12 protein-coding genes are annotated in these 16,689 nt (G+C 62.1%); 9 read left to right on the top strand and 3 right to left on the bottom strand.

Annotated elements, in window-relative coordinates; all coding sequences use genetic code 11:
• The 3 genes from ACFC3J_RS17705 to ACFC3J_RS17715 all read right to left on the bottom strand — a co-directional run.
• Positions 1–291, bottom strand: a 291-nt coding sequence (locus ACFC3J_RS17705) for a hypothetical protein (RefSeq protein WP_375197420.1), incomplete at its 3' end; no start/stop codon positions are given.
• Positions 292–372: 81 nt separating this feature from the next.
• On the bottom strand, positions 373–624 hold the full coding sequence (locus tag ACFC3J_RS17710; RefSeq protein WP_185703862.1) for a conjugal transfer protein TraD: 252 nt from the start codon (positions 622–624) through the stop codon (positions 373–375).
• Between the two features lie 67 nt (positions 625–691).
• Complete coding sequence (locus ACFC3J_RS17715; RefSeq protein ID WP_185703864.1) at positions 692–952, bottom strand: conjugal transfer protein TraD; 261 nt, start codon at positions 950–952, stop codon at positions 692–694.
• Positions 953–1,124: 172 nt separating this feature from the next.
• Between ACFC3J_RS17715 and traA the strand changes: the two genes are divergently transcribed.
• From traA to ACFC3J_RS17760, 9 genes are all read left to right on the top strand, one after another.
• Complete coding sequence (gene traA, locus ACFC3J_RS17720; protein ID WP_375197421.1) at positions 1,125–4,139, top strand: Ti-type conjugative transfer relaxase TraA; 3,015 nt, start codon at positions 1,125–1,127, stop codon at positions 4,137–4,139.
• Between the two features lie 18 nt (positions 4,140–4,157).
• Positions 4,158–4,910 (top strand): DUF6118 family protein, encoded by a 753-nt coding sequence (locus ACFC3J_RS17725; RefSeq protein ID WP_185703868.1) that lies wholly within the window; start codon positions 4,158–4,160, stop codon positions 4,908–4,910.
• A 395-nt stretch (positions 4,911–5,305) separates the two neighbouring features.
• Positions 5,306–6,478 (top strand): pepsin-like aspartic protease, encoded by a 1,173-nt coding sequence (locus tag ACFC3J_RS17730; RefSeq protein ID WP_185703870.1) that lies wholly within the window; start codon positions 5,306–5,308, stop codon positions 6,476–6,478.
• Entirely contained in the window at positions 6,475–7,260 is a 786-nt protein-coding gene (locus tag ACFC3J_RS17735) for an avidin/streptavidin family protein (protein WP_185703872.1), read from the top strand. Before ACFC3J_RS17730 ends, ACFC3J_RS17735 begins: the two co-directional genes overlap by 4 nt.
• A 130-nt stretch (positions 7,261–7,390) precedes the next feature.
• Positions 7,391–10,075 (top strand): LuxR C-terminal-related transcriptional regulator, encoded by a 2,685-nt coding sequence (locus ACFC3J_RS17740; protein ID WP_185703875.1) that lies wholly within the window; start codon positions 7,391–7,393, stop codon positions 10,073–10,075.
• Positions 10,076–10,194: 119 nt separating this feature from the next.
• Positions 10,195–12,429, top strand: coding sequence for a TonB-dependent receptor (locus ACFC3J_RS17745; protein WP_375197422.1), 2,235 nt, complete (start codon positions 10,195–10,197; stop codon positions 12,427–12,429).
• A 13-nt stretch (positions 12,430–12,442) separates the two neighbouring features.
• The gene (locus ACFC3J_RS17750; RefSeq protein ID WP_185703879.1) at positions 12,443–13,279 is read left to right on the top strand and encodes an aspartate/glutamate racemase family protein; all 837 of its coding nucleotides are present in this window, start codon (positions 12,443–12,445) and stop codon (positions 13,277–13,279) included.
• 57 nt (positions 13,280–13,336) lie between these two features.
• A complete protein-coding gene (locus tag ACFC3J_RS17755) occupies positions 13,337–15,409 on the top strand; it encodes a hydantoinase/oxoprolinase family protein (protein WP_185703881.1) in 2,073 nt (690 codons plus the stop codon).
• The coding region (locus tag ACFC3J_RS17760; protein ID WP_375197423.1) for a hydantoinase B/oxoprolinase family protein at positions 15,406–16,689 on the top strand (1,284 nt) is incomplete at its 3' end. The genes ACFC3J_RS17755 and ACFC3J_RS17760, both read left to right, overlap by 4 nt.

The following is a 16,689-nucleotide window of genomic DNA, read 5'->3' on the forward strand; positions in this document are numbered from 1 at the left end:
CGCGGCGATGAAGCATGCGCCCATCAGTGACAATACCGCGATCCCGATTATCGCGTCACCTTCGGAGGGCGGCGCAGTCACCAGCAGGATAGCCGCAGGGCTTATGCAAATGACCGCCAGAATAGGCGTAAAGGCCAAAGCCCAGCGACGCGGCGCAGACCAGTTCACCTCGCCCTTGAAGGACCATTGCATCGGCAAACGGTCCTCATCGCCATAGCGTATATTCGCTCTGTATGAGATGGCGGCAAGAGTCAGAATTGTCACAGCCGTCAGGATCAGTCCGAGCATCATCACCTCCTGCCGGTTGCATAGCCGATGTAACACAAAAATGCCAGCAGCAGGGGCGATTACAGCGTCCCCGTTTTACCCGTGTCAGCCTGCATCATGGTGCCGAATCGTAGCCCCGGCGTCCGCCTCGAATGCGCGTTTACCCTTGCGCTGCCAGAGAGCGAGGGCGCTGGGGCGATCATCACCGCGCAGTCTCTCCGCCACGGTGAGAAACGCACCGTAAAGTGTCGCGCGATCATCATCCGTCAGTTCGACCAGCCCCGCCTTGATGACGAGGCCGCCCAGTTCGATGAGGTGCCGTGTGCGGGTCCGGCGGGCAATGGCCCAGTCCCGCATGTCGGTGCGCGCCATTCGCGCCTCAAGTCGGTGCCGCGCCGCCGTCGAGCGGGAGAGTGCCGCTTTGCTAGCCAGCAGGTCCGTCCGCAGGCTTGCCGCCTTTGCCGAGAAAGAAAGCCGCGCCCGCCTTGCGCCAGCCCTCCTTGGTCGCGGCGTCCCTCGCCTTGATGGCATGGAGCAACGCCCCGGCGAGTATGTCGGCGTCGAGCGTATCGGCACCCGTCGCCGTCACCAGTTCGCCGAGTTGCTTCACACGCCGTTCCTTGAGCGCCTTGGCCTTGTCGGACAGCGCCTTGAGTTCCGAATCGAAGTTCTTGGGTTTGCGCATTGCAAAGTCTCCATTGAGTGATGACGTAGCGATGATAAGATGAACCCGCGCGCCGCGCAGTAGAGTCACCGGGACAGCCTGACACCGCCTAGTCCCGTCCGAGAAATTTTCGAGAAGGGCGCGCTTATACGTCGTGCCGACGTGCGCTCAGAGTAGTAAATGGACGATCGTCATGGCGATCTTCCATTTTTCCGTTCAGGTCATTGGCCGCGCGCAAGGGCGCAGCGCCGTCGCGGCGGCAGCCTATCGCGCGGCCGAGCGGTTGCACGACGATCGCCTCGACCGCGACCATGACTTCACGAGCAAGGCGGGCGTCGTCCATTCGGAAATCCTCCTGCCTGAAGGCGCGCCCGAACGCTTCTCGGATCGCGCGATCCTCTGGAACGAGGTCGAGGCAACCGAGAAGCGCAAGGACGCGCAGCTAGCGCGCGAAGTCGAGTTCGCCATTCCGCGCGAGATGAACCAAGCGCAGGGCGTCGCGCTCGCACAGGATTTCGTGCGCGCCGAGTTTGTCGAACGCGGCATGATCGCGGATTTGAATGTGCATTGGGACATCGGCGCGGACAAGCTGGCGAAGCCGCATGCCCATGTCATGCTCACCATGCGGGAAGTGGGCGAAGGCGGGTTTGGCGCGAAGGAACGCGACTGGAACAGAACCGAGCTCGTCGAGCAATGGCGCGAGCGTTGGGCCGATCACGTCAACGCGCGCCTTGCCGAACTCGATATAGACGCCCGCATCGATCACCGCAGCCTTGAGGCGCAGGGCATCGACCTTGAGCCGCAAGACAAGATCGGCCCCGCCGCGCAGCGCATGGGGACTCGCGGTCTTGAATCCGAGCGGATCGAGGATCACCGCGCCGTCGCCCAGCGCAACGGCGATCGGATCATTGCTGACCCTTCCGTCGCGCTCAACGCGATCACGCACCAGCAGGCGACGTTCACCAATCGCGACCTTGCGATGTTCATCCACCGGCACAGCGACGGCAAGGAGCAGTATGACCGGGCGATGAGTGCCGTTCGAGGCTCGCCCGACTTGATCGCGCTTGGCAAGGACGGGCGCGGCGATGATCGGTTCACCAGCCGCGACATGATCGAGACGGAACAGCGGTTGCAGCGTGCTTCGGAATTGATGGCGGAGCGCGAACGGCATCGCACCGACGAGAAGGCGCGCGAGGCGGCGTTGACCAGCGCGGAGGGACGCGGATTGCTGCTGTCGGGCGAGCAGCGATCGGCGTTCGAGCATGTGACCGGCGATCGGGATTTGAGCATCGTCGTGGGCTACGCCGGGACCGGCAAGAGCGCGATGCTGGGCGTTGCGCGGGAAGCGTGGGAGCGGTCGGGGTTCGAGGTGCGCGGCGTAGCGTTATCGGGAATCGCGGCGGAGGGGCTGGAGAACGGTTCCGGCATTGCGTCGCGCACCATCGCCAGCATGGAATATGGCTGGGCCAACGGGCGCGATCTTCTGACTGCCCGTGACGTGCTGGTGATCGACGAGGCGGGCATGGTCGGCACGCGCCAGATGGAGCGCGTGTTGTCCCATGCCGAAGCAGCGGGCGCGAAGGTCGTGATGGTCGGCGACGCGGAGCAGTTGCAGGCGATCGAGGCGGGCGCGGCGTTCCGCGCCATCCATGAACGGCACGGCGGCGTCGAGATCACCGAAATCCGCCGCCAGCATGAGGACTGGCAGAAGGACGCTACCCGCCATCTGGCGACCGGCAGGACCGGCGAGGCGATCCGGGCCTATGCGGATCGCGGCATGATCCACGCCGCCGAGACGCGCGAACAGGCGCGCGTTGACCTGATCGACCGTTGGGATGCGGCGCGGCAGGCCGAACCCGACAAGATGCGAATGATCTTCACCCACACCAATGACGAGGTGCGGAACCTCAACGACATGGCGCGCGACAAGCGCCGCGAGGCGGGTGAGTTGGGCGACGATGCGCGCGTGAAGACCGCGAACGGCGAGCGGGACTTTGCATCCGGGGATCGGGTCATGTTCCGGCGCAACGAACGCAGCCTTGAGGTCAAGAACGGCACCCTCGGAACCATCGAGCGCGTCAACGAACAGAGCATGGCCGTCCGCACCGATGACGGGCGCTCCGTATCGTTCGACCTCAAGGACTATCGCGATCTTGACCATGGCTATGCCGCCACAATCCACAAGACGCAGGCCGTCAGTGTCGATCGCACTCATGCGCTCGCTACGCCGGGGATGGACCGGCATGGAACCTATGTCGTCCTTACCCGCCACCGGGAGGGCGTGGACTTCCATTATGGGCGGGATGATTTCAAGGACGACTCCCGGCTTGTCCGCACCCTGTCCCGCGAGCGCACCAAGGACATGGCGGGCGATTATGATCGCCGCGATTCTGCGCAGCAGTTCGCGGAACGGCGCGGCATCACGTTCGGCGAGCGCGTTGCCGAGATCGTCAGGCCCGTAGTGGAGAAGGCGCGCGGGATCTTCGACGGGCTGCGCCTTTCGCTACCCGGACAGGATCGCGCGGTATTGCCCGCGCCCGAACCCGGACGTGGCATGTTCGACGGTCTGGACCTTGACCGCTTCGCTTCCGCGCCTGTCCACGATCCGGCCCGCCAGCAGCAGCGTGAGCATGACCCGCAGCCTATGCGCGCAGGCGGCTTGCGCGGCGCGGTCGAGCGCTACGCCAAGGCGGTGGACGCGATCCGGCAGACCCACGCGCAGGGTATCGACGCCATGCTCCACCAGCGCGAGGCGCTGGACAAGGCGCGCGACGCCCTCGACGCGATCCGGCCCGAAGGCTCGACCGATTTGAACAGCGCGTTCCGGGCAGGCCCGGAACTGATCCGCGAGGCGGCGGAGGGGCGCGGCCATGAAGCGGTGCGCGCTATGCAGGCGGAGGCGGAAATCCGTATCGATCCGTTTCAGCGCGCGGACCGGTTTGTGGAAGGCTGGCAGCAGTTGCAGCGCCAGCATCAGGAACTGGTGCGCGACGGCAATTTCCGGGCCGCTAAGACCACGGCGCAGCACATGGCCGACATGGCGAAAAGCCTTGAGCGCGACGCCCAGCTTGAATCGGTGCTGGGACTGCGCAGCCGCGAGCTTGGCCTTGAGATCAGTCAGGACATGGGCCGCAGCATCGGCCGTAACCTCGCCGCTTCCATCCCCTTCGATCATGGCCGCGACATGAGCCGCGGCATGGAACGCTAAACCAAAGGAGAAAGACGTATGGACGAGCAACCCCTGTTGAACGGCCCGGAATCCCAGCCGCCGACCGGCACGGCGGCGGAGGCGTTCGCGCACCTGGCGGCGCGCGTCGAGGCGATGGAGCAGCGGCTTGATGGGCGCTTGGCGGTGATCGCCCGCGCGCTTGAGCATATCGCCGTTGAGAAGCAGAGCATCGAGGTTCCCGACTACAATCCCACGCTCTCCAAAATCAATGCCGCCTTGGCGGAGATCGCCAAGCACATGAAGGCGTTTTCGCAGTCTGAAGCGCTCAAAATGACCCCGGAGAGCATCGCGGAACGAATTATCGTGTCAGCGGAAGCGGCCCGGGAGACGGACAAGGCGTCCATCAAGCAGGCGCAGATGATTCTGCACGAAGCCCATGCCGACCAGATGAAAGCCATCGGCGCGATCCGCACCAAGGACCGGCAATGGTGGCATATGCTCTATACCAGCATATGCACGGCGCTTGCCGTCTCGCTCCTGTGGCTGGTTTATCCGGGATGGGCGGCGGGCCTTGCGCCTAGCGGCTGGAACTGGCCCGAACGGGTCGCGAAGCGCACGATGGGGGAACCGTCGCAATGGGATGCGGGCCTTCGCCTGATGCGCGCCGGGAATCCGCTCGGCTGGCAGGCAATCGTTGATGCAGTCGAAATGCGACAGGCGAACCGGGACGCCATCGCCGCATGCGAGAGGGCGGCGGCGAAGGCCGAGGAGCCTGTGCGCTGCACGATCAGGATAGACCAGCCTGACTGAACCAAGCTCGATTTGATGAGATAATGAACCGGATCAGTTGCGAGAGAAAGCCTGATCGGCCGGTTGTCACGCTCTCAATTAATTCTGGTGAGACTGGTTGTCGCTTTGCTGGCGTCGGCTTGCGTCAAGTCACTGGCAACCACGTATATTTGACTGAATCCAGTACTCAACTGAGGTAGGAAAGTCCGCATCAATGGACAGCATTACAAGAACATTAAGGGCGAGTCTGCTGCGTGCGCACCTTACCTCGGTGGATGGTTACAATTGTTCCGTCAGATACGCGGCACCTACCCATGAGAGTAGCTAGACCTCATCCTAAAAAACGATGTTTTATTCGAATCGATTCAAAATGGTTATCGACGAAACGTAATTTTGACTCATAAAGGAAATGCGCCATGTCGAATTCGGACGGAATCATTTTTAATTTAAATAGTGGCCCGTTTCAAAATAACGGAGCAAGTCCGTGGTATGCCAATCTTCAATTGGGAACACCTGCCCAGACGATGAAGATAAACATTGATAGCGGAACGAATATAACATGGGTCACATCGACGTTATGTCCACCAGAATCCTGCACCCATTACGGTGAAGACCGTTTCGACTGGGAAGCTTCCTCAACCTTCGAATTCACTGATTGCCTGCAACGGCCTTTCAGCTTTGGCCCCTGGGGAACGATGCAGGTGGAAACGGGATCGGACATGATCACCCTGCCTCAGTCATCAACCGTTCGCGCGAACATGTTCTTCTCGGCGGATTATGACGGCGATCAGTTCGCCCAGCTCGACTGGGACGGCGGCATCGGTCTTCCGTCCTCGAGCGCCTTCATCGAAGGACGCAGCACCTTCCTGTATCACGAGATGATGAAACAGGGGCTGGTCGAGCCGACCTTGCCCTTCGTGTCCTTATATACCGACCAGGCCACCTCCGCCGGGACCTGCCAGATGGGCGGGTATGACGAGACGAAGATCGACGGCCTGGGCCTGTTCCTGCCGTGGCATGTCTATGCCGAATATTCCGGCGTCGAATATATCTGGTCGTCGGTAATGAACAGTTTCACGGTCGGCACCGTCGTGATGGAACCAACGCTGCCGATCACGGAAGACCATCCGCTGATGCTCGCGCTCGATACGGGCGCCTCCCAGTTCAAGGGGGACGACAAGCTGATGGCCGATACGCTCACGCAGCTCACCGCGCAGGGCAATCCCGACATCGTCATGGTGTTCGACGGTGGCACGATCACGATCGGGCCGGATATCTACAACGTCCTGATCGAGGCTGGCCCCGACGAAGGGCAGACCATCCCCCAATTCCAGCCGCTCGGCCTCAACCAGCTTGCCCTGGTGGGGTCCGTGCTGCTCGACCATTGCTATGCGGTGTATGAATATGCTGTGGTCGAGTGCCCGAATACGACCTTCTCGCTCGCGCCGGTCGGCGTCTATCTTTTCAACAAGCCGGGCGGATCGAAGATCATCGATGGCAATGATACGCTCCCGACCTCCGTCCAGCCGGTGTCGGGTCGCTTCAGGCTCGGTCGGCGGGCCATGCGCAGCACGGGAGCACGGCCATGACCCTCGTCGGCATCTGGGAAAATGCCTATGGTTCCCGCATGACCCTCTCGGCGGAGGGCGATGCGATTGCGGGAGTCTATGAATCCACCACCGGATCGACGGGCCAGTATCTGGTGTCCGGGTGGCAACTCGACAGCGAACCAACGGCTGCTGCGGGGCAACCCGTGTCGCTGGCCATTGAATGGCATTCGGTTGTGGAGGGTCCTGCGGACGCCAGCTGGAACTGGGTCTCCGCTCTTGGCGGGCAGATCAATATCGTCGATGGCGAGGACAGCCTGATCCTCAGCCACCTGATGATCGCCTCGAGCGATTTCGAAGGACTGGCCGATAGCGGCATCTATGTCGACAAGCTGACCTATCATCGCGTGACGGACACGACACCCCCATCCGGTAGTGCGGAACCGGGCGTCGCGGATGCCGATGATCCGCTCTCGGGGGAATGGACGAGCGCTGATGGGGCGATGCTTTCGATCCTGGTCACGCCGGACACGGAAAACCGGTTCGGCTATGTCAGCGGAACGCTGGCAGTTGAAGGAAGCGAGACGCCGATATCGGGCTTCACGGACGTCAATGCCACCGCCGACGGCCTGCAGTTCCAGTCTGTCTCGATCATCGCCAGCGATACGGAAAAAGGCGTTACGCGATCCCTGGGTGGCTGGATCGAGCTCGCGACGGGCGTGCTGAGCCTGCAACTGCTCACCAATCACGTCACCGCCGCCAGCAGCAATTATGTCCAGACGGATATCCGGCCGCTGGCATTCGAGAAGGTGACGCAAAACTGAACCGGACCCGCTCCCGAAGACAGTAAACGCTATATTGTATCTTCGGGAGCGGCCCCGCAATATGGAGGAGAGGGCCGCAATATATCGAGGATCGATGCCGAGTTCGGGCAACCCAACAGATGTGCAAAAAATGCACGAGCTCAAGCTCGAAGTGCCGCGCCTGCCTGCGAGCGTCGTATATCGCGCGCGCCTGATATCGGCTCTTGGAGCCGTGGATACGAGCCGCCTCATGCTGCTTGCGGCGCCGGCAGGCTTTGGGAAGACCACCCTCCTGTCGCAATGGCGCGAGCATCTGCGCCAGGCGGGGGAACATGTCGGCTGGCTGACCCTGGATGAGAGCGATGCCGATGTGCGCCGCTTCATGATCGGCATCATTCGGTCGCTGGAGAAAGCTGGTGTCGACATGGGGCCACTTTCCGCACAGGCGGAGCGCGGGCTGAGTGAAGTCACTGTGGATGGCGTCATTCGCGAGGTCCAGTCACGGCTGGATCTCGCGAACGGGCCGGTGACACTTATCCTTGATGATTATCATCGCACCGCGTCCCCAGCGCTCAATGCGCTTCTCAGCCGCTGGATTCCCTTGTTACCACAAGGCACACGGTTCCTGATGAGCACCCGTCGACGTCCCGATATCGGATTGCACCAGCTTCTGAGTACGGGACAGGCCATTGAAATCACGGGCGACATGCTGCGGTTCAATGCCCTGGAATCGCGTGAGGTCCTGGACGTCGGACTGAATGAAATCGAAAGAGATGTACTGGCCGAACGCACCGAAGGCTGGCCAGTGGCGCTGCAACTCGCCCGGGTCATCACCCTACAGGGCCAATCGGACCCCTTCGCGCTCACCAAGCTGATCTCCCGGGGTGGACATCTGTGGAGTTTCCTGTCCGATCAGGTGCTGCGCGGACTGAGCGACGATGCCGTCGACTTCCTGCTCGAGACCTCCATCCTGGAGCGCTTCAGCGCGGAGATTACGGACCAGGTCCGCGACAGGAACGACAGCTGGCGGATCATGGAACAGCTCGAACCGCTGCAATCGCTGCTTACCCCGCTCGACGCCGACACGATCTGGTACAGATATCACCATCTTTTCGCGGAATATCTGCAGGCGCAGTTGCGTCAGCGTCGCCCCTCCGCCGTCCCCAGGCTGCATTTGCGCGCGTCCGCAGCGTTCGAGCGTTCCGGATTGCTGGCCGAGGCGGTCCGCCACGCCAGTCTCGCCGGTGATTTCGAGCGGTGCGCCGAACTGGTCGAAAGCGCGGGCGGATGGCGGCTCGTCCTGTTCGGGGGTATGGGTCAGCTTAGCCAATTGCTTGATTTCATTCCGCCATCGGAACGCCTTTCACATCCCAGGCTGTTACTCGCGAAATCCTATGTCGAACTGAAAATGGGCCTGTTGCGCGAAGCGCGCAGCACGTTCGATCTCGTCGCGAACGATGTCGCAGAACCTGTCGGGGAGTGGAGCGGACTCGATGATTGCGAGCGCGACATCCTCAATATCAGCGTTCTCATCCGGACATATGAAGACAATACGGTCGATGCGCCCTTCCTCACCTTCTTCGATCTCGTACATCAGCGCATGCCGGGCGCCGACCCGCTGACACGCGGGGTGCTGGATTGTGCGGGTGCGGTGGCGTGCCTGTGCCTGGGCGGTCTGGACAAGGCCGAGGACTTCGCCCGGCAGGCCATGGGGGCCATGCGCGAGGCCAATTCCGTGCTGGGCCTCAACTACTGCTTTCTGCATGCAGGATTGTCCTGCGCCTATCGTGGCGATTTCCGCGGCGCGGAAGCCTATCTCCAGCGTGCCAAGGCGATGGCCATCGAGAATTTCGGGGCGGACAGCGGCCTCAAAGCGCTGGCCGAGACATTGCTGGCCCTGGTCGAACTGTGGGGGGGCGGCAGGCTGACCATGTCGACCGAGGAACTGGATGAAGCATTCCGGCATGTCTGCGACTATGATGGCTGGTTCGAAATCTATGCCGCCGGCCTCGATAGCCGATTCCGGCTCGCCTTCCTTGCGGGGGACGTCAAGTCGATGGACCTTGTCATCGCCGACGGCGATGGGCTGACCCGTTCCCGAGGGCTTCAACGGCTTGCCTATATTGTCGATGCCCAGCGCCTTTTGCGCCATGGCGCCGCGAACGATCCAGCGGGCGGTGCTTTGGCGGCAATGATTGGAGGGCAGTTTGAGGCAGGTTGCTGGCGCGATAATCGTGCGTGTTGGCGGCCCCATATGGACGCCGCATTTGCGCTCGCATCCTGGTATCTGCCTCGCGATGGCAGGCGTGCGCGCCGTTGGGCCAGCGATATGCTCGAATGCGCACAGGTGGTTGGAACGCGATCCTACGAGGTGCGCGCGCGCCTTATGCTTGCCGCCATCGAAGCCGCGAGCGGCGCCCAGTATAAGGCAATGGTGCATCTTCGCGCTGCCGTCGGACAGGCGGCACGACTGCGAATAGCCTTGCCTTTCATCGAGCAGGCGGCGCTGACCCCATTGATCCGGCAACTCAGACGCGAGCTGTGGGATGCTGGCGAAGATCCGATCGAAGCCTCGTTCCTTTCCGACATCGAGGAAAAGCTCGCCGCCCTCACCCCGGCAGAAGGCCCCATGTCCCTGTTGAGTGCACGCGAGCAAGAAGTCGTGGCTGAATTATCACGCGGGCTGACGAACAAGGAAATCGCCCGCGCGCTCGACATGACCGAACATACGGTGAAGTTCCATCTCAAGAATATCTTTGCAAAGCTGGGAGTCGACAGGCGTGCCCATGCCCTTTCGGCCGTGCGCCAGACCAGGAAGGCCTCCCGACCTACCTAAACGAGTAGGTTGGAGCGAACAGGCAGGTACGCTTTCCTACTCTTCGGGGCAGCTTGTTTGTTGCAAACCGATGACGAAACTTCACCCCATCATAAGCCGATAAAGGGGGTAGAATGTCCATGCGAACTCTTGCTCGTTTCACCGGTTGCGTATCGGCCCTCGCCTTGTGCGGGCTGGCGCCGGTCGCACAGGCCCAGATCGCGTCCGCCGACACGCAGGTCGATAATAGTGAGATCGTGGTCACGGCGCGCGGCCGTAACGAGGCGCTGCAATCCGCGCCGGTGGCCATAACCGCCTTTTCGACCAGGGCGCTGGAAGATGCCCGCATCAAGGGCGTCGGCGACTTCATAGGCATCACACCCAATATCTCGATCGTCCAGTCGCAAAACGCGGGTAATTCCTTCGTGACCATTCGCGGCATCTCACAGGTCCGCAACGGTGAAAGCCCGATCGCGGTGGTGACGGACGGCATCCAGCAGATTTCCCCGCGCCAGTTCACCAGCGACCTGTTCGACGTCCAGCAGATCGAGGTGCTGCGCGGTCCGCAAGGCGCGCTGTACGGTCGCAATGCGATCGGCGGCGCGATCATCATCACCACCAAGCAGCCAACCAATGAATTTCATGCCGATGCACAGATATCCGTGGGCAATGGCGACGATTATCGCGGCCAGCTTTCGGTCAGCGGGCCGATCGTCCAGGACAAACTGCTGTTCCGCCTTGCGGGCAGCGCCCGCAACTTCGGCGGCCTGCTGCATAATGTTTATCTCGGCAAGACGGTCGACTGGGTGCATGACCGCAATGTGCGCGGCCAGCTAAAGGCATTTCTGACCGATACGCTGACGGCGGACCTGCGCGCCAGCTACAGCCATACCAAAGCCATCGGCGACCAGTTCCAGTATCAACCCGCGAAGTTCGAATCCGACACGTCGTGCTTCCTTGATGCCACCAATCCGTTTGGCGGCCCCGCCCCCGATGCGGATAGCGTCAGCCGCCGCTTCTGCGCCAATAATCGCGGCCATAATGTGCGCCGCTTGACCGACATCTCGCTGAAGCTTCAGAACGAAGCGGACTGGGGTACAGTGACCAATGTCCTGTCCTATATCAACATCAGGGAATATCTCGAAGGCGACCAGTTCCCCTACACCGCCAGCCGCAACGTCTACGGCACCGACGGCACGCAGACCCAGCTGGAAACGGTCAAGGCAGTGCAGAATGACTTCCGCATTGCATCACCTGACAGCGGCGCGTTTCGCTGGATGGCTGGCGCCTATATTCTAAGCACCCGCCGTTTCATTTCCTCCACCACCGGGGAGGATAATGGCCTTGGCATTACCGACATCACCACCGCGCCCAAATATAGCGACGCGGCCAATCCAACCTTGTCCTATCTCGCGGACCATAACCGCAATCTGGCCTATGCTTTCTACGGCAACGTCGCCTACGATCTGGCCGAAGGCCTGGAAGCCTCTTTCGCCTTCCGTTACGATCATGATCGCCGCCATCAGATCATCGACCCGTTCAGCAGCGCCGGCGTGCCCACGGGTTGCACCACGCCGGGTGCGGACGCCTGTTCACGGGTCGCCAATTTCAGCAAGGCGCAGCCCAAGTTCACGCTGCGCTACCGGGCCAGCCCCGCGCTGACGCTGTTCGCCGACTGGGGGGTGGGCTTCCGGTCGGGACAGTTCAACCAGGCTGGCGCGGCATCCGCCGCCAATCTGCCCGGCGCCTTCGACCTGGCCCGCCAGGAAAGCGCGGAAACGACGGAGGCCGGTTTCAAGACGACGCTGCTCGATGGCCGCCTGAAGATCAACGGTACGGCCTTCTACACCGTCGACAAGAACCCCTTCTACTTCCTGTTCGTCGGCGCGGTAGGTGCCCAGATACTCGTCAATGTCGACAAGGTTCATCTCTATGGCGGCGAAGTGGAAGTGATGTTCACGCCGGTCAAGGGTCTCGATTTCTTCGGCAATTACGGGTTCACTCATAGTGAGATCCGGAAGTTCACCTTCAACACCGCCGATGTCGGCAATTGGGCGCCCTATATCCCGCGCGACAGCGGATCGATCGGCGCACAATATCGCTTCCCCGTGACCGACAGCATGAACCTGTTCGCCCGCGGCGAAATGGAACATCATGGCAAGCAATATTGGGACCCGGAAAATGCGACCGCGCGCTCTGCTTTCCAGCTCATCAACCTGCATGGCGGGATCGAAGCCGAAAACGGCCGCTGGAGCCTGACCGCCTTTGTCCGCAACCTGACCGACAAGAAATATAACGCGGAATTTGTGAGCGGCGGTTTCGTCCAGCCCGCTTCCCCACGCACCTGGGGCGCCGAATTGCGGACCAGCTTCTGAGAGGAACGAAGACATGGCACATGGCATCATCAGGGAAAATCCCGCAAACTCCGATTTGAAGATCCTCTGGGTCAATCCGATCAACCAGTCGGGCTATGATCAGGCGATCGCCGATCTGATCGCGAATGTGAAACTGCCCAATGCGGAGGTGCATGTCGTATCGCTCGATATTCCAGAGCCGGTGGCCCTGACCAACCTGGAATGGCGGGTATTCGAAAGCCAGATATGGTTCCCGGTCACGGCGATCGCCAACTATGCCGGCAATAACGGCTTTGATGGCTACGCGATCGGCTGCTTCTACGACACGGCGCTGGAGGAGTCGCGCGAGATTTCCGGCGACGCGGTGGTTTGCGCGCCCTGCCAGTCCTCACTCCAGATCGTCTCTAACCTGTGCAACCGCTTTTCGGTCGTTATCGGCATGGAGAAGTGGAAGGTGCAGATGGAGGAGCGCATCCGCTATTATGGCTATCAGGACCGCCTCGCTTCATTCCGGACGATCGGCCTGTATGTGGACGATTTCCAGAAAGACCCCGAAGTCACCGAAGCCGCCATCCGCAGCGCGGTGAAGGATGCGATCGAGATCGACAAGGCCGAAGCCATCATCTTGGGCTGCACGATCGAGTTCGGCTTCTACGCGCAGCTTCAGGAAGAGTTCGGCGTTCCCATCGTCGATGCGGTCTATGCCTGCTACAAGTCGACCGAAGCGGCCGCACTCAACAAGGTGCAGTTCGGATGGAAGCCGAGCAGGCTCTACAGCATGGAGCCGCCGGATGCGGAGCGGCTGGCGAACGGCGGCATTTTCGCGGGATCGGCGCCGATCGGCAACACCGTCATCGTACCGCGAACCTGAGCGATCCGACAAAAGAGCAACTTTAGGCCGGGCCAGGGGTCCGGCGGGAGATATATTGTGCGTGCAGCAAGCGACGTCGGCGGCACCTTCACCGACCTGGTCTATTACCCCATCGATCCTGCGACCGGAAAGCCCGGCGCGGTCGAGGTAGCCAAGGCAGACACCACACCGCCGGAATTCGAGGAAGGCGTGATGAACGCCATGGCCAAGGCGGGCCTGTCCGCAGCCGCGCTCGATTTCTTCGCCCATGGCTCCACCGTGGTGATCAACGCGCTGACCGAGCGCAAGGGCGTGAAGACCGCGCTCATCACCACCAAAGGCTTTCGTGACGTGATCGAAATCGCGCGCGGCAACCGGCCCGACCTGTTCAACTTCAATTTCCAGAAGCCGCGTCCGTTCGTCGACCGCTATCTGCGGACGGAACTGGCCGAGCGCTGTACCTTCAGGGGCGAAATGACGCTGGCCGTCGATCTCTCACCCTTGCCCTCCATGCTGGATTATTTCCGGGCGGAAGGGGTGGAGGCGATCGCGGTCGCCTATCTGCACGCCTATGTGAACCCCGAGAATGAGCGGCGGACAGTGGAGGCGATCCGCGCCGCCTGGCCCGAGGTCGCGGTGCTGGCGAGCCATGAGGTCAGCCGCGAATGGCGCGAATATGAGCGGACCAACACGACGGTATTGTCGGCCTATGTCTCGCCGATCGCGCGGCGCTACATCGAGCGGCTGGAACAGCGTCTTGCCGATGGCGGCTTTGGCGACAAGCCCTATATGATGCAGTCAAACGGCGGCATTGCCACGGTTGATGCAGCAAAGGCCAATCCGATCACCATGGTGGAATCGGGGCCGGCCAGCGGCATCTATGCCGCCGCCTATCTGGGCCGCCAGATCGACGAACCCAACCTCATCGTGCTCGACATCGGCGGCACGACGGCGAAGTGCACGCTGATCGAGGAAGGGCAGATCAAGGTCTCGACCGACTATTATATCGAGCGCGACGGCAAGTCGCCCGGCTATCCGGTCCAGACGCCGGTGTCCGAAATCGTGGAGATCGGCAATGGCGGCGGATCGATCGCCTGGGTCGATGCCGGCGGCAAGCTGCATGTCGGGCCGCAATCGGCCGGCGCCCGGCCGGGACCGGCAGCCTATGGGCGCGGTGGCCTGCGGCCGACCACGACCGACGCCAATCTCCTGCTTGGCCGCATCGATCCGGCAAGTTTCGTGGGTGGCGAGGTCGAGCCGGACTGGCAGGCGGTGGACGCCGCCTTCGCGCCGCTGTGCGATCAACTTGGCCTGTCCAAGGAGGAACTGGCGCGCGGCGTGATCCGGATCGCCAACGCCAACATGACCACGGCGCTGCGGCTGGTTTCGACCAACAAGGGCTATGATCCGCGCGATTTCGCGCTGATGGCCTTTGGCGGCGGCGGGGCGATGCACGCGGTGGCGCTGGCCGAGGAGTTGAAGGTGCCGCGGGTCATCATCCCGGTCAATTCGTCGGTCTTCTCCGCCTGGGGTATGCTGCTGACCGACCTGCGGCGCGACTATATCCGCACCCGGCTGACTCAACTCCGCCCGGACAGCCTGGACGCCGTGCGCACCGTCTTCGCCGAAATAGAGGCCGAAGCGATCCGCGATTTCGCGGAGGAAGCACAGGATCGTGCGCCGCTGTTCGAATATCGCGCGGACCTGCGTTATGCGGGGCAGGAGCATACGGTTGGCATCGCCTTCCCGCTGGACGGCGAATCGCCGGTCGATGCGGCGATCGCCGCCTTCCACGATGCGCATGAGAAGCGCTTCACCTATCGGCTCGACGCGGCGGTCCAGCTCGTCAACTTCCACCTTGTCGCGACCCTTCCGGTCGACAAGCCGGACTTGGCCGAGCGCGCGGTCACGGCCCTGACGCTGGCCGACGCGGTCAAGGGCAAGCGGCAGGTCGATTTCGACATGCACGGCATCCACAAGGCGACGATCTATGATGGCCTCAGGCTCGAACCGGGCATGAGCCTCGCCGGCCCGGCCGTGATTCAGGAACCTTCCGTCACCCTGCCGCTACCGCCGGGCAGCCGCGCTGAAGTCGATCGCCTCGGCAATTATCATGTCCATCTCGCCCAGCCGGAAGGAGCACGCCCGTGAGCACCGATCCCTTCACTCAGGAAATCATCAAGGATGCGCTCGTTGCCCTGGGCGACGAGATGTTCAACGCGATGATCCGCACCTCGATGAGCCCGATCATCTACGAAACCACCGACTTCGCGGTCGGCGCCACCGACGCTCGGGGCAATCTGCTGGCGCAGGGCAATGGCGTAACCGGATTCCTCGCCACGCTCGACACGGCTGTCCAGAGCACGCTGCAACATTGGCCGCTGGAGAAGATCAGGCCGGGCGATATCTTCGCCACCAATTCGCCCTATGAAGGCGGCGGCACGCATCTGTCCGACGTGGTCATCCTCTATCCGGTCTTCGTCGGGGAGCGGCTGATCGCCTGGACCGTCAACAAGGCACACTGGACCGAAGTGGGCGGTACCTATCCGGGCAGCGCCACCACGGCATCGACCGACATTTTCCAGGAAGGGCTGCACCTGCGCTTCCTCAAGCTGTTCGACGAAGGCCGGATGAACGAGGCGCTGGTCGAGATGATCCGCACCAACGTCCGCCTGCCCGACAGCACCATCGGCGACATGCATGCGGGCGTTGCCGCCTGTCGCGTGGGCGGGCGCCGGATCGTGGAACTGGCCGAGAAATATGGTGTCGAGGGCCTGCTCGCCGCGATGGACTCGCTGCTCGACTATGGCGAGCGCATGACGCTGGAGGAGTTGAAGAAGCTGCCCAAGGGCGTGTTCACCGCCGAGGATGTGGTGGAAGAGGATGGGCACGGCAACGGCCCCTTCGTCATCAAGATCAAGGTGACGATCACCGACGAGAAGATGATCGCCGATTTTACCGGCACCAGCCCGCAGGCGCTGGGACCGATCAACCTGTCCTATGCCGGCCTCATTACCGGCGTGCGCTGCACTTTCAAGGCCGTGACCAACACCGATATTCCAGCCAATGGCGGCTGTTTCCGCGCGCTGGAGGTGATCTGCCCGGAAGGCACGATCCTGTCCGCGACCAGCCCCGCGCCGGTTTCCATCTATTATGAATCGCTGCTCGGCGCGATCGAGGTGATGTGGAAGGCTTTGGCCCCGCTCATGCCGCACAAGCTGCCGGTCGGCCACCAGCGCACGGTCGGCGCCACCTTCATCTCCGGCCTGCTGCCTGACAGCAACGAGCTGTTCGTGATGGGCGAACCGCTGGTCGGCGGCTGGGGCGCGGGCATCGATCATGACGGTGACGCGGGACAGTTCTGCGCTGCTAATGGCGAGACCTTCAATATCCCGATCGAACTGGCCGAAAGCCGCTATGGCTTCGAGATC

It is taken from the genome of Sphingobium sp., assembly GCF_041987595.1.
Classification (GTDB): domain Bacteria; phylum Pseudomonadota; class Alphaproteobacteria; order Sphingomonadales; family Sphingomonadaceae; genus Sphingobium.